Raw genomic sequence first — 13,602 nt, 5'->3', positions numbered from 1 at the left:
GCAATCGGCTTCAACGGATGAAGATGATAGAGATGCAGCCGAAAGCTACGGACTTGAAATTCCGTTGTTTTTTCCGATTGGATGCGCTGTGCTAGAATAAGAGGATCAGAGAACCACAGCGATGTCAGGAGGAGCTAATTATGGTCAGAATCGGAATCATCGGATCCAATTTCATTACAGAGAGATTCATCGACGCGGCGAGGCGGGTGCCGGAGGCGGTCGTGGCGGCCCATTATTCCCGCTCCGCGGAGCGGGGCAAGGAATTCGCCGACAAGCATGATATCGCGCTGCGCTTCACCGATCTGCAACAAATGGCGGACAGCGACGCCGTAGACGCGGTCTACATCGCAAGCCCGAACTCCCTGCATGCGCCGCAGGCGATCTCCTTCATGCAGCGGGGCAAGCATGTCCTCTGCGAGAAGCCGATCGCGTCCAACGCGCGGGAGCTGCGGGAGATGATCGCCGCGGCCAAAGAGAACGGCGTGCTCCTGATGGAAGCGATGAAGTCGACCTTCGTGCCGAACTTCGCCGCGATCCGGGACAACCTCCCGAAGCTCGGCAAAATCCGGAATTACTTCGCCTCCTTCTGCCAGTACTCGTCCCGGTACGACCGCTACAAGGCAGGCGAGGTGCTGAACGCCTTCAAGCCGGAGCTGTCGAACGGCTCGCTCATGGATATCGGCACCTACTGCATCTATCCTCTCGTCGCTCTGTTCGGCAAGCCATTGTCGGTGCAGGCCAGCGCCGTCATGCTGGATTCCGGGGTAGACGGCAAAGGCACTCTGACGCTATCCTATGACGGGATGGATGCCGTGCTCGTCCATTCGAAAATATCGGATTCCTCGCTGCCGGCGGAAATCCAGGGCGAAGACGGCGTCATGCTCGTCACCCGCATCAGCCAGCCGGACAGCGTCGTCATCCGCTATCGCGACGGCCGTCCCGAAGAGGATCTGACCCGGCCTCAATCCGACAACACGATGCAGTACGAGATCGAGGAATTCATTCACCTGATCATCGAAGGCAGGCTGGAATCGGGAATCAACACGTTCGACAACTCGCTCGCGGTGCTGGAGATCATGGATGAGGCCAGGCGGCAGATCGGCCTGGAGTTTCCTGCCGACAGGCGGAACTGAAGCATCGCTTGACCAATGGAGGCATGGAATCATTCATTGGAACCGAATGCGCTAAAAAAATGCAGGGGCTGTCCCGAGTCATGTCCATGGCTTGGGACAGCCTCTTTTTCCGTGTTTTCGCAATGAGGCTGGATGGCTTCGACCACAAGCTTGAATGTCGAAATTTGACCGAAAAACAGGTCGGCAGCAGCAAGCGGTATCTCTTGACCCCGATACCGTGGAACTCTTTTGCAAAAAAAACGATGAAAACCAAATTAAGGTGTAACCTTTAAGCATTTCCAATCGTCAGAACGAAAATGAGAAAGATGAGAAAAGGGAGAGGGTCTATGGTTTGGAAATGGAAACGCCCGGGGGAACAGCTGCCGGCAGAGACGGGCCAAGACGCCGCCGCCGAAGCTGCGGGCGAGGAGCTTCGCCAGCCGCAAGGCCAGGCAGAGCCGATCCTGCAGGTCATCGGCGTGCATCGCATGTTCCATTCCTCGGGCGCCGACGTGCATGTGCTGAAGGGGATCGACATGAAGGTCGATCCGCTGCAGCTTGTCATGCTCAAAGGCCGGTCCGGCTCCGGCAAGACGACGCTGCTCAATCTGATCGGAGGTCTGGACACTCCTTCCCAAGGGAAGATATGGTTCGACGGACTGCCTTTCCATGAGCTGGGAGACGATCGGCGGACCGTGGCGCGCAGGGAGCGGATGGGATTCATCTTCCAGGCGTTCGCCCTCATGCCGCTGCTGTCGGCCTGGGAAAATGTGGAGCTGTCGCTCCGGATGGCGGGAACCCCGCGCGGCGAGTGGAAAGAGCGGGTCGCGCACTGCCTGGAGCTGGTCGGGCTCGAGAAGCGGATGAAGCATCGTCCCTTCGAGATGTCCGGAGGCGAGCAGCAGCGGGTCGCCATCGCCAAGGCGATCGCACATCGGCCGAGGCTGCTGCTGGCCGACGAGCCGACGGCGGAGCTGGATTCCCAGATGTCCGCTCAGATCATGAATGTATTCCGCACGATCATCAAATCCGAGCAGGTCACGATATGCATGACCACTCACGATCCTACGATTCTGGAGGTTGCCGATCATGTTTACGAAATGGTGGACGGTACGTTCATCTAAAAGCGCCGCGGCCGTGCTGCTGGGCTGTTCGCTGATTATGTCCGGGGGCTGCGCGCTGCTGCCTGCCGAGCAGTCGGAGGAGGTGCTCCCGTCCATCGCTCCGCCGCAAATTTCCAAGAAGCCCGAGTACGAGGTGACGACCGAAACGCTGACGACGACGGTGGATACGACGGGGAAACTGATTTCATTGCGGGAGGAAACGCTCTATTACACGTTGGACGGCAAGCGGTTGAAGGACTTATACATAAAGGCAGGCCAGAAAGTCAAAGCCGGCGATCCCATCGCATCGCTGGACGTCGAGGACCTGCAGAAGCAGGTCCGCGACCAGAAGCTTCAGTTCCGCAAGGACGAGGTGGGCATGAAGGAGACGCTCCGCAAGAAGGATGAGATGCCTCCCGTCGATTTCGAAGCGGCCGTCATCGCCTTCGAGGAGAAGAAGCAGGCCATAGCCGATCTGGAGCAGCAGATCGCCAAGGCGACGCTGACCGCGCCGTTCTCCGGCACGATCGTGCAGCTGACGCTGCAGAAGGGCGATGCCGTCAAAGCCTACGATCCCGTCTGCGTCATAGCGGACACCTCGCAGCTGGTTCCCGGCATTCAGCTCGATTCCAGCGACCTCGAGAAGGTGTCGGTCGGCATGAAGGCCGTCGTGGATATCAACAACGCCGGCACGATCAACGGCAAGGTCAAGACGCTGCCCGTCAAATCCACCGATGACGAATCGGGCGGAAGCAACGGCAGCGGCAACGGCGGCGGCACCGGAACGAAGCCGGAGCGCCCCGAGGATTTCCTGACGGTCCAGCTGGACAAAATGCCTGCCGGAGTTACCCGGGGCACGAGGCTTTCGGTCAGCATCATCGTCAAAAGCAAGCCGAACGCCGTCGTCATTCCGCCTTCCGCGCTCCGGAGCATCGGCTCGCGGACCTATGTGCAGGTTGCCGAGGGCGAGACGAAGCGGGAGGTGGATGTCGAGGTAGGCGAGCGCACCGCAACGGCGATTGAAATCCTCAAGGGCCTCGAGCCCGGGATGAAAGTGGTGGGCAAGTAAGGTGATGCTCATTCGATTCCTGTTCCGCAAAATGTGGAACACGCGCTGGCTGACGCTCAGTTCCCTGGCGGGCCTCGTGCTTGCCGTCGCGTTCGCGGTCAGCATACCCATGTATGCGGACGGCGCGCTGAAGCGCGTCGTCACCCAATCGCTTCAGGAGAAGAGCGAAGGCCTTCCGGCCGGTTCCCTGCTGATGCGCTATTCCGCCTCGGGCGGTCCTACGGATCTCGCCTCGCTGAAGAACGTGGATGCCTATATCCGCGAGGAAGTGCCGGACATGATCGGCTTCCCGGTCGAGACCGCGGTGAAGAACATCGCGATCCGCAGCGCCGCGATCACGCCCGAGGATCCTACCAAGGTCGACGCCAGCATCATGAGGCAGTTCTCCCTGCAATCGCTGTCCGGACTCGAAGCCCAAGCCGACCTTGCGCAGGGCCGCTGGTTCGCGGGAGGCAAAGGAGACGGCAGGACGGTGGAGGCCGTCGTTCTCGACGATGCCTTGTACCGGGCGGATATGCATGTGGGAGATGCGTTCGATTATCCCGTCTACGCGAACGGTTCCAATCAATCGATCCGCGTCGTCGTCGTCGGCACCTTCAAGCCGAAGAAAAGCACGGATCCGTACTGGTATCAAGGGCTGGAAGGGCTGATGAGCACCTTCCTGACCAGCGATTCCGCCATGGAGGATTCCCTCCTTACGGGGAACAAGATTCCGGTGCACAGCAGCAGCTGGTACTACTCGTTCGATCTCCGCAACATCCGCACGAGCGAGCTTTCTCCGCTCAGCCAGACGCTCGAGAGGCTGAACATCGACCTGTACCAGAAGCTCACCGACACGAAAGTCGAGATCAGCTTCGCTGCGACGTTGCAGGAATTCCGCAAGATGAGCGTGCAGCTGCAGACGCTGCTGTTCACCCTGGCGGCACCGATGATCGCGATGGTGTTCTACTTCATCGCCATGAACGCCCGCCAGGCGCTCGACAAGCAGCGCAGCGACATCGCGGTTCTCCGCAGCCGCGGAGCCGGAACGAGGCAGATCGTCTGGCTGTACTTGCTGGAGAGTGTGCTGCTCGGAGGCGCGGCGCTCGTGCTTGGACCGATGCTCGGCTGGTTCATGGCCAAGAGCATCGGCTCGGCGAACGGGTTCCTGCAGTTCGTCGACCGCAAGTCGATTCCGGTCGGCTTCACCACCGACGCGATCATCGCCGGATGCGCCGCCGTGCTGCTGGCCATGATGGCGACGGTCATCCCGGCGGTCATGTACGCCCGCGCTTCGATCGTCGGCTACAAGCAGCAGCTGGCCCGCTCGGACCGGGCTCCCGTATGGCAGCGGTGGTTTCTCGACATCCTGCTGCTCGGAGCGACCGGCTACGGCTGGTATCTGTTCAACCAGCGGCAGATGCTGACGTTCCAGACCGGCATGACGACGGATCAGCTCAACGTGCAGCCGTTCCTGTTCTTCGTGCCGGCGCTGGCGATCTTTTCGCTCGGACTGTTCTTCCTGCGGCTGTTCCCGTGGCTGCTGCGCCTGTTCAACTGGCTCGGACGCAAGCTGCTTCCGGTTCCGCTGTACTTGACGCTGACGCAGCTGTCGCGTTCGTCCAAAGGTTATTACCCGCTTATGATCCTGCTTATCCTTACCTTGGGGCTAGGCGTGTACAACGCCTCCGCGGCCCGGACGATCGATCTCAATTCCACGGAACGGACGCTGTACCAATACGGCACCGACGTGGTCATGCAGACGGTATGGCCGGGATCGCCCGAGCTTCCTCCGACGCAAGGAGGCGGCAACGGTTCTGGCGGCAATGGCTCTGGAGGCAACGGCTCCGGAGGCAGCGGTTCCGGGGGCGGAGCAGGCGGAGGCGGCGGAGGAGCGGGCGGCGGCCAAGGCGGCGGCCAAGGCGGCGGCAACCCGGTGCCGGCCACGATCCGTTACAGCGAGCCGCCGTTCGAGCTGTTCCGCACTTTGGACGGAGTCGAGGCTGCGGCGCGGGTGCTCCAGACGAAAGGGAGCATCGTTGTATCGGGACGTTCCATCGGCCAAGGGACGCTGATGGGGATCGACAATGTCGACTTTGCCAAAGTAGGCTGGTTCCGCAACGACCTGTATCCGGTCCATCCGTTCAACTACCTCAACAATCTGGGAGTGTACGCGGAAGGCATGGGAGCGATCATTCCGACCTCGATGGCGGAGAAGTACCAGCTGAAGCTGGGAGACACCGTCTCGGTCGGACTGTCGGACGGCATGATCGATTTCTCCGTCGTCGGCATTCTTCCTTACTGGCCGTCCCAGTATCCGGACCAGTCGCCGTTCATCATCGCCAACCTGGATTACATCTACGACCAGGTGCCGATCATTCCTTACGATGTCTGGCTCAAGATGAAACCAGGAGCGAAGGTCGGCCCGCTCATGAGCAAGCTGGCGGAGCAAGGCGTCGAGCTCGCTTCCGTGAAGGACGTGCGCACCGAGCTCGTGACGCAGAGCAAGCTGCCGACGCGCGGCGGGGTGTTCGGCATCCTCAGCCTCGGGTTCCTCGTCTCCGTCATCGTGACGCTGACCGGCTATATTCTGTACTGGTTCTTCAACCTGTCGGGACGCGTCGTCCAGTTCGGCGTGCTGAGGGCGATGGGACTCTCGCGAGGACAGCTGACGGGCATGCTGCTTCTGGAGCAGCTGTTCACGGCCGGCCTCAGCATCGGCCTGGGCGTCCTCATCGGCAAGATCGCGAGCATCCTGTTCCTGCCCTTCCTGGAGACGACAGACGGCTCCAGCGGCAACGTGCCGCCGTTCCGAGTCGTGTTCAACAGCCAGGATACGGCGCAGCTGTACGGAGTCGTCGGCTTCATGATGCTGACGGGAGCTCTGCTGCTGCTGCTTCATATCCGCAGGCTGCGCGTCCATCAGGCGGTCAAGATGGGAGAGGAGCGGTGATGGCATCATGATCGAATGCGAAGGCCTGGTCAAAATCTACAAAACGGACGATCTCGAGGTCGTCGCCCTGCAAGGCTTGAACTTAAGCGTTCAGGACGGCGAGCTCATGGCGATCATCGGCAACAGCGGCAGCGGCAAGTCGACCCTGCTCAACATTCTGGGCGGGCTCGACCGCCCTTCGGCGGGCAGCGTCAAGGTCGGTCCCTGGGATCTGCTCCAGGTGACGGACGACCAGCTCGTCAAATACAAGCGGGATACGGTCGGCTTCATCTGGCAGAACAACGCCCGCAACCTGCTGCCTTATTTGTCCGCTCTGGAAAATGTCGAGATGCCGATGATGCTCTCCGGCAAGGTCGACCGGCCCTATGCCAGGCAGCTGCTGGAATGGGTCGGGCTGAAGGAGCGGATGCACAACAAGCTGCATCAGCTCTCGGGCGGCGAGCAGCAGCGGGTGGCGATCGCCATCTCGCTGTCCAACAGGCCGCAGATGCTGCTCGCCGACGAGCCGACCGGCTCCGTCGACAGCCGCACCTCCGACCTCATCATGGACATTTTCCGGCGGCTCAACCGCGAGCTGGGCCTGACCATCGTCATCGTCACCCATGACCTGTCGCTGGCCGGCAAGGTGGACCGGGTCGTCGCGATCCGGGACGGACTGACGAGCACGGAGTTCCTTCGCCGCAACCCGAATCTCGACGACGAGTCGGCATTCGGCGCGGGAGGGCTGCAGGAGGTGCACGAAGCTTACGCGGTCGTCGACCGCGCCGGCAGGCTGCAGGTGCCGAAGGAATATTTGGCCGCTCTGGGCATCAGCAACAAGGCTTCCATGGAGTTCGACGGGGAGCGCATCATCATTACGAAACCAAAGCCTTTAGAGGGGGAACAAGCATGAGTATGAAAGTGGGTCAATCAACAAAGAAAGAGGCCGGACGCAAGATCCGCCGCACGGCAGCCATCGGCTTGTCGCTCGTCATGGCATCGGCCGTGCTCAGCGCATGCAGCGGGGGAACGGCGGATAAGCCGGAGAACCGCGTGCTGCGGATCGGCATGATGTACGGCTCGCCGGATCAGGAGCAGTGGCTCCGCCAGCAGTACACGGATACGTACGAATTCACGCATCAGAATATCGAGCTGCAGTTCGAGTATGCGATCAACTACAATGACATGCGGGGCCAGAACGGCGAGGAGCAGCCCGATCCGTACGAGAAGTTCAAGGAGTTGCTGACGGGCAAGAACCCCGTCGACGTCGTCATCGCCGATTACAGCAATCTGCCGCGCATGACTCAGGACGGCCTGCTCAAGGAACTCGATCCGCTGATTACGAAGGACAAATTCGATATCAGCGACTACGTGCCGACCGTGATCGACGGCATCAAAGCGGTCGGAGACAACAAAATCTTCGTCCTGTCTCCGACATTCTCCAGCTCGGCGCTCTTCTATAACAAGAAGATCTTCCAGAAGGCCGGCGTGCAGCCGCCGACGGACAACATGACCTGGCAGCAGGTGTTCGACCTTGCCCGCAAAGTCAGCGGAGGCGAAGGAGCGGACCAGATCTACGGCATGACGATCAACCGCTGGGGCGGATCGGATCTGTACAGCGACGTCTCGACCTACGTGCAGCCGCTTCAGCTGAAGATTTTCGACGACAAAGCCGAAAAGATGCTCGTGGACAGCGGCTCGTCCTGGTCCAACGCGATCAAGACGATTCTCGATCTGTACAAGGTCAAGGCCATCCCGAACCAGGAAGGCTACCAGAAGCTCAGCGAAGCGTTGAACAAGAAATACGAGAAGGCCAGCAAGGAAGGCTCCAACAATTACAACCCGTTCCAAGGCGATCTGTTCGGCAGCGGCAACATAGCCATGACCATCGCGGACTACGGCTATATCTCCCAGATGAAGAGCAACAACAGCTACTCTTCGCAAAGCAAGGACTTCACGCCAGTGGACTGGGATGTCGTGACGCCGCCGGTATTCGAGGAGAAGCCCGGCATCGGAGGCAGCTCCTATCTCAGCCAGCCGCTCGGCATCAACAACAAGGCTCAGAATGCGGATGACGCCTGGGACTTCATCAAGTTCCTGAACAGCAAGGAGTGGGCGAAGCTGAAGTCCCGCAGCACTTATGAGATTCCGGCTCGGGCGGAATTCATCAAGCCGATCGACGGCATGCAGTACAACATCAAGGCGTTCTATACGCTGAAGCCGATTCCGCCGGACACGAGCAACGCTCAGGATATGTACACGAAGTATCCGGGACTGAACGAAATGTATTCGATCAGCCAGCAGCTGTTCCAGGAAGCGGCGACCGGCAAGAAGACGCCGGAGGAAGTCGTCAAGGAATGGGCCGTCAAGGGCAATGCCTTGCTCAAGAAGGTCAAAGCCAATCCGAAGGGAACGGACGAGGGCGGAGCGACGACGGAAGGCGGAGCTACGACAGAACAGGAAAAAGTAGACGCGGCGGCCGGCAACGGCTAAGCATCAAGCCATCAAGGGCGGTCCTTCGGGACCGCTTTTTTTATTCGGTTCCAAGCTGCAAGCTCTCCCGCATTTTTGCCTCGACGCTGGAATGTTTTCCTAGTCCGCTGGGGTAAACTAGGAGCAGAGAGAAAGGAAGGGGCTTGCTGATGAACTGGATTTATTGGGGAAGGCTGTACGAGAGCAAATTCCAAGCCGGCTGCCTGGTCAAGCGGATGGAGAACGACTGGTGGATCTACGGATATGAGTGTCCGCGCGAGATCGAAGTGTTCCAGTCGAAGAAGGGGAAATACGGCGTCAGGTATTTGCCTTAGGAAGTTGACTTTCGGGAAGCTTTTATTGTATATTTATCCTTGTGTTCCAAACGGAACCTATCCTTTTTTGGACGACGCGGGGTGGAGCAGTCCGGTAGCTCGTCGGGCTCATAACCCGAAGGCCGCAGGTTCAAATCCTGCCCCCGCAACTTACTTAGTCCTGATCGGCATCTTACCTTTTTGACACAAAAAGGGCCCTTAGCTCAGTTGGTTAGAGCGGTCGGCTCATAACCGATTGGTCGCAGGTTCGAGTCCTGCAGGGCCCACCAATGTAACTTGAATCCTTGCGAAGCAAGGCTTTTTTTATTTATAGGCCATAAATAAGCTTGGAGCGGCTTTTTATGCCATTCTCCTTTCTAATATCCCGCATCCGATCTGTCGGATATAGATCATTTGCTGCTATTGATGCTTGCTTTTCATTGAATGAGCATCTAGAGGATTCTTTTATTGACGTTCGCTGGCTAAATATGTTATGCTACGCTTCGTCAATGTTTGAAACAGGCATTGCTCCATCAAGCCGAGGTGGCGGAACTGGCAGACGCACAGGACTTAAAATCCTGCGGTAGGTGACTACCATACGGGTTCGATCCCCGTCCTCGGCACTTCTTGATGATTCCAGCCAAGATCATATTTTTATCCATGATACGGATGCCTATAAGGACTGCTCGAGCGCTTCGGATCCTGCACATCAGATGCGAAGAACGGAACTCGTTTAATGACTCCTCCCCCTTGCGAGAGGAGTTTTTTGTTATGCCGACTGGCGAAAAAGGCTGTCGGCGAGTTCGCCTGGGAATGGGACAATGGCTGTAAGGGATCGCTTGCGACTGTTTCCGTAATCCCAAGGAATCGTTAACCTCCGCTAGGCTGCTGCATATACTGCCGTATCAACCTAATGGGAGTGAAGAGTGTGTATTATCAAATGCCTCAGCAGGTTTCCCCTCAAGCCACAAACCCTATGTACACAGTATTTCCAGTTAATCCCTATGTCGTGGAAACGCTTATGTCCATCAAAGGGAAATGCGTCATTCTGGAGACGACTAGGGGAAGGATTGAAGGAACGGTCGCAGGTGTCAAGCCCGATCATGTCATCCTGCAGCTCCACGAAAAAATGGCCTTCGTCCGGATTGCCGAAATCGTCTGGATCATGCCGGAGTAACGTCCGCCGCGAAGACGGTCCGATACGTCGAGGTGCAGATTGGCGCCTCCCCGAGCTGGCGCCGATCAGCGAAGCAAGCCTATACGCAAACAACTGAAGCAGGCCGGCGGATTCACGCCGGCCTGCTTGTATTACAGCTGCTGGACAATCGGTTCCTTGCTGTCCGCGGCTCGAGCAGCCCTGCTTCCGATCAGCAGCATGCCTCCGATGACGAGCGCTCCGCCCAGCCACTGGACGAGCGGCGGCTTCTCGTCCAATAGAAGCATGGACAGGAGCAGGGAGGTCAGAGGCATCCAGCCGGCAAAAGCGGCAGTGGTATACGCGTCGCAGCGCTTGATGCCTGCATAGAAGCAGCCGTAGGACAAGGCGGTTATGGCCAGTCCATACCATGCGAGCGCCAGCCATTCCCGAAGTCCGACGGCTCCAAGCGACAGCACCGGATGCTCCAGCATGGCGGGGACGGCGCACAAGGCCAGCGCGGCGGCGCCCACCAGCATCGTCTGAACCATGGGATGGACGTCTACCGTCGCTCCGGTCGAGCCTTCATTACAACGGGATTTGCGGGACAGCACATTGAAGATGGCCTCGCAGGCGACGGCGCAGAGGATGAGCAGGTTGCCGGCCAAATGCTCCAGCAGGAAGCCGTTGCGTCCCAAGCTCATGCCCTGCAGCAGCGCGATTCCTGCCGCGGTGCAGCCGACTCCAAGTCCGGTCTTGGCTGTCAGCGGTTCCCGGAGGACGAAATAAGCGAGGCATGCGGTCAGAGCCGGAGCGGCGCCGGTCAAAATCCCTGCTTCGCCGGCGCTCGTCATCGGCAGCCCCAGCAGCAAAAACATGCGAAACCCGAAAATGCCGAAAACCGCCTGGAGCCAGACCGCTTTCCAATCTTGCTTATTCATGGAACGAATCGTCCGCAAGGCCGGGGCGGCATAAAAAGGAGTCAATCCCGCGAGCAAAATGGACAGGCTCACCGAGGAGATGGTGAACATGCCGAGCGAAGCCGACAGCAGCCGGGCGGTGACGACCGATGTGCCCGCCAAGGCAAAAGCGAAAAACAAATACATTTTACCGATATGAATGCCCACGCTCCACGATCCTTTCCTGTCGATTGCCATGAAATCAAGTATAAGAGTAAACTGGACTTATGGAAGATCCAGTTCGAAGGCAATGATAGAGATCCAGTTGGGGGCGATTGTCGATGTGGGGAATCCAGCTGCAGCCGGGTCAAGAGGTAGCGATGTCCAGGCAGCTGTTCCTGGCGCTCAAGGATCGAATTCTGACGGGAGAGATCGCGCAAGGGGAGGAGCTGCCCTCGACGAGGGAAATGGCGAGGCAGCTCGGGGTTTCCCGCAATACCGTAACGGAAGGGTATGATATGCTTCTGACCGAAGGATTCGTCGTGAGCCGTCCCGGAGCTGCCACACGAGTGGCGGCCGGGCTGCGGCTGAGCCCGGCCGCCGCCGATCCTCCATCCGGCGAGCGGCAGGCTGAGGGCGGCAGAATCAGGCCTATAGTCCCGCCTCTCCAGGCCGACTTCAAAACCGGCCAGCCGGATCTGTCCCGATTTCCTTGGACGGCGTGGAATCAGCTGCTCCGGCAGGCCGCCGAAGGCATGACACCGGAGCTGCTCGGCTACAGCGGGCCTAAGGGGCATGAGCCGCTCTGTGCGGAGATTGCCGCCTGGATGCTCCGCAGCAGGGGAGTGAAGGTGGATCCTCGTCATATTTTCATCACTGCTGGAACGACTCAAGCGCTTCATATTCTGGCGGATCTGCTTCATAAGGACGGCTGCAGCTTCGTCGTGGAGAATCCGTCCCATCCATCGACCTCGACGATCATAGCGGATAAGGGATATCCTTGCCGCTGGCTGAAGGCGGACGGGGCGGGAGCGGATGTCGACTCTCTGAATGGACGGTTGGTATCGGCGGTCTGCGTGACCCCGTCGCATCAGTTTCCGCTGGGAGGCATCCTGCCGGCAAGCCGCAGAGCGGCTCTGATCCGGATGGCCGAGGAGCATGGCTTCTACATCATCGAAGACGACTACGACAGCGAGTTCCGTTATTCGGGAGCTCCTGTGAGCCCGATCTATTCCATGGATGGCTCCAGGACGATCTATGCGGGCACATTCAGCAAAACGCTGTTTCCCGCCCTGCGGATCGGCTTCGTCATCCTGCCGGAGCCTCTTCACGAGGAGTGGAGCAGGAGGCGCACCTTCGCCGGCGTCCAGAATCCGATGCTCGAACAAGCCGCGCTGGCCGAGTTCCTGCGCAGCAGAAGGATGGACAAGCATATGCGTCTGATGCGGCGGGCGTACGCGGAGAAGCGCCGTCTTCTCTTGAGCGCGATTGATAAGGTTTTCGGCAGCGGCGCAAGCTGTCAGGGCGACGCCTCGGGCCTGCATCTCGTTCTGGAGGTTGCGGGATTGGAATGTGGGAAGACGTTTGCGGCGGAGAGCCTGGAGGCAGGCGTGCGGGCGTATCCTTTGATCGATTATTGCCATGCCTGGGAGGATGGAGATAACGGCTTCCGGAACAAGCTGCTGCTCGGGTACGGACATTTGGATCCGGCTCGGATCGAGGAGCAAGTACGTTCCTTGCATGCTTTTCTGGCTCGGTGGATGAGCGGGTAGGCGAGGATTTCAATATGGCTTCCAGTTGAAAAAAGCCCATGGTCGTTTTCCGCGGAGGAAGACGATCACGGGCTCCACAATCATTTGCTGCCGTCCTTCACCGGAACGGCGCTGCTGGGCTCGGCTTGCTCCGCTTGGGCGCGTATGGCCTTGGCCTGCACTTTCTGAGCCGGATTGCCTCCGGAAGAGGCAGATAAGAGAGTGGCGGCGAGAACAGCTAGAAGCACGGCCGTCCAAAGGCCGCCCCAAGCTTTTGCCGTTCCGGAAAGCTTCTTCCATAGTGCCGGCAGCATGAGAAATGGAGCCACGATCCAGCCCGCAACCATCATCGCGCGCATTTTCCGCTCTCCTTTCGTTCCCTTTCTTCCTATATCGGCAAGTTTTTAATTGAATTAAACCATTTCCCGAAAATGGAAACGATGTTTTCAAAGAACCGCCATCGGGGTAAGGTGTCCATGCCGCTTTTTCGGAAAGGGATGGAGAAAAAAGAGAAAGAAAAAAGAGCCACCGAGGGGCTCTTTACTTGGATGCCGGCTGTGCGGCTTTGAGTTCTTCCAGGTCGACTTGGCTGGAGATTTCTTCGACGAAGCTGTCCATGCAGTTGCAGTAGTAATCCCTGCGGCATACCGGACAAGGCGTCGTTTGCAGACGGTTGATTTTGGTTCCAAGCGGACTGTAGAACAGACGGCATTCGCCCCCGTCTTTGAGCTTCACGACAACCTGGTAGAGACCGGTGGAGTCATTGCGCTCCGCAAGCTTGCTGCCGGTAACGATCGGACGGTAACTCAAGGTACAATCACCTGCTTCTTTCTTTC

General features: G+C 58.8%; 12 protein-coding genes and 3 tRNA genes. 12 read left to right on the top strand and 3 right to left on the bottom strand.

Annotated features, from left to right (window positions below):
- The first annotated feature begins 140 nt into the window (after window positions 1-140).
- From AC06G8_RS14075 to AC06G8_RS14025, 11 genes are all read left to right on the top strand, one after another.
- Complete coding sequence (locus tag AC06G8_RS14075) at window positions 141-1,133, top strand: Gfo/Idh/MocA family protein (protein WP_480283115.1); 993 nt, start codon at window positions 141-143, stop codon at window positions 1,131-1,133.
- Window positions 1,134-1,459: 326 nt separating this feature from the next.
- Window positions 1,460-2,236 (top strand): ABC transporter ATP-binding protein, encoded by a 777-nt coding sequence (locus tag AC06G8_RS14070; protein ID WP_480283114.1) that lies wholly within the window; start codon window positions 1,460-1,462, stop codon window positions 2,234-2,236.
- A complete protein-coding gene (locus AC06G8_RS14065) occupies window positions 2,202-3,284 on the top strand; it encodes an efflux RND transporter periplasmic adaptor subunit (RefSeq protein ID WP_447661383.1) in 1,083 nt (360 codons plus the stop codon). The genes AC06G8_RS14070 and AC06G8_RS14065 overlap by 35 nt, the downstream gene beginning before the upstream one ends.
- A 4-nt stretch (window positions 3,285-3,288) precedes the next feature.
- Complete coding sequence (locus AC06G8_RS14060) at window positions 3,289-6,216, top strand: ABC transporter permease (RefSeq protein ID WP_480285443.1); 2,928 nt, start codon at window positions 3,289-3,291, stop codon at window positions 6,214-6,216.
- Window positions 6,217-6,223: 7 nt separating this feature from the next.
- Window positions 6,224-7,108, top strand: a complete 885-nt coding sequence (locus AC06G8_RS14055; protein ID WP_447661382.1) for an ABC transporter ATP-binding protein — start codon at window positions 6,224-6,226, stop codon at window positions 7,106-7,108.
- Window positions 7,105-8,688, top strand: coding sequence for an extracellular solute-binding protein (locus AC06G8_RS14050; RefSeq protein WP_480283113.1), 1,584 nt, complete (start codon window positions 7,105-7,107; stop codon window positions 8,686-8,688). The genes AC06G8_RS14055 and AC06G8_RS14050 overlap by 4 nt, the downstream gene beginning before the upstream one ends.
- A 149-nt stretch (window positions 8,689-8,837) precedes the next feature.
- Window positions 8,838-9,002: a hypothetical protein gene (locus AC06G8_RS14045; protein ID WP_165895337.1), complete on the top strand. Its 165-nt coding sequence runs from the start codon at window positions 8,838-8,840 to the stop codon at window positions 9,000-9,002.
- 75 nt (window positions 9,003-9,077) lie between these two features.
- A tRNA-Met gene (locus tag AC06G8_RS14040) sits at window positions 9,078-9,151 on the top strand.
- Between the two features lie 43 nt (window positions 9,152-9,194).
- Window positions 9,195-9,271 (top strand) — tRNA-Ile (locus AC06G8_RS14035).
- 247 nt (window positions 9,272-9,518) lie between these two features.
- Window positions 9,519-9,604, top strand: a tRNA-Leu gene (locus AC06G8_RS14030).
- 317 nt (window positions 9,605-9,921) lie between these two features.
- On the top strand, window positions 9,922-10,158 hold the full coding sequence (locus AC06G8_RS14025; protein ID WP_480285442.1) for a DUF2642 domain-containing protein: 237 nt from the start codon (window positions 9,922-9,924) through the stop codon (window positions 10,156-10,158).
- Window positions 10,159-10,289: 131 nt separating this feature from the next.
- On the opposite strand, the gene AC06G8_RS14020 is transcribed toward AC06G8_RS14025, so the two are convergent.
- The gene (locus AC06G8_RS14020; RefSeq protein WP_480283112.1) at window positions 10,290-11,243 is read right to left on the bottom strand and encodes a DMT family transporter; all 954 of its coding nucleotides are present in this window, start codon (window positions 11,241-11,243) and stop codon (window positions 10,290-10,292) included.
- A 113-nt stretch (window positions 11,244-11,356) separates the two neighbouring features.
- Between AC06G8_RS14020 and pdxR the strand changes: the two genes are divergently transcribed.
- Window positions 11,357-12,787, top strand: a complete 1,431-nt coding sequence (gene pdxR, locus AC06G8_RS14015) for a MocR-like pyridoxine biosynthesis transcription factor PdxR (protein WP_480283111.1) — start codon at window positions 11,357-11,359, stop codon at window positions 12,785-12,787.
- An 80-nt stretch (window positions 12,788-12,867) separates the two neighbouring features.
- Here the strand turns inward: pdxR and AC06G8_RS14010 are convergent, their stop codons facing one another.
- Together AC06G8_RS14010 and AC06G8_RS14005 are read right to left on the bottom strand one after the other, a co-directional pair.
- Complete coding sequence (locus tag AC06G8_RS14010; protein WP_480283110.1) at window positions 12,868-13,125, bottom strand: hypothetical protein; 258 nt, start codon at window positions 13,123-13,125, stop codon at window positions 12,868-12,870.
- Window positions 13,126-13,306: 181 nt separating this feature from the next.
- Entirely contained in the window at window positions 13,307-13,576 is a 270-nt protein-coding gene (locus tag AC06G8_RS14005; RefSeq protein ID WP_447661360.1) for a hypothetical protein, read from the bottom strand.
- Between the last annotated feature and the right edge of the window lie 26 nt (window positions 13,577-13,602).

It is taken from the genome of Paenibacillus sp. SJS-P3, assembly GCF_056711585.1.
The sequence above is the reverse complement of the archived record's forward strand: the minus strand, read 5'-3'. Positions and strand labels throughout refer to the sequence as shown.

What these genes read in the sequence shown, in the direction of transcription:
- AC06G8_RS14055 (WP_447661382.1), top strand. Translation starts at nt 6,224, where the DNA reads ATGATCGAATGCGAAGGCCTGGTCAAAATCTACAAAACGGACGATCTC.
- AC06G8_RS14065 (WP_447661383.1), top strand. Translation starts at nt 2,202, where the DNA reads ATGTTTACGAAATGGTGGACGGTACGTTCATCTAAAAGCGCCGCGGCC.
- AC06G8_RS14010 (WP_480283110.1), bottom strand. Translation starts at nt 13,125, where the DNA reads ATGCGCGCGATGATGGTTGCGGGCTGGATCGTGGCTCCATTTCTCATG.
- AC06G8_RS14075 (WP_480283115.1), top strand. Translation starts at nt 141, where the DNA reads ATGGTCAGAATCGGAATCATCGGATCCAATTTCATTACAGAGAGATTC.
- pdxR (WP_480283111.1), top strand. Translation starts at nt 11,357, where the DNA reads ATGTGGGGAATCCAGCTGCAGCCGGGTCAAGAGGTAGCGATGTCCAGG.
- AC06G8_RS14025 (WP_480285442.1), top strand. Translation starts at nt 9,922, where the DNA reads ATGCCTCAGCAGGTTTCCCCTCAAGCCACAAACCCTATGTACACAGTA.
- AC06G8_RS14050 (WP_480283113.1), top strand. Translation starts at nt 7,105, where the DNA reads ATGAGTATGAAAGTGGGTCAATCAACAAAGAAAGAGGCCGGACGCAAG.
- AC06G8_RS14045 (WP_165895337.1), top strand. Translation starts at nt 8,838, where the DNA reads ATGAACTGGATTTATTGGGGAAGGCTGTACGAGAGCAAATTCCAAGCC.
- AC06G8_RS14060 (WP_480285443.1), top strand. Translation starts at nt 3,289, where the DNA reads ATGCTCATTCGATTCCTGTTCCGCAAAATGTGGAACACGCGCTGGCTG.
- AC06G8_RS14070 (WP_480283114.1), top strand. Translation starts at nt 1,460, where the DNA reads ATGGTTTGGAAATGGAAACGCCCGGGGGAACAGCTGCCGGCAGAGACG.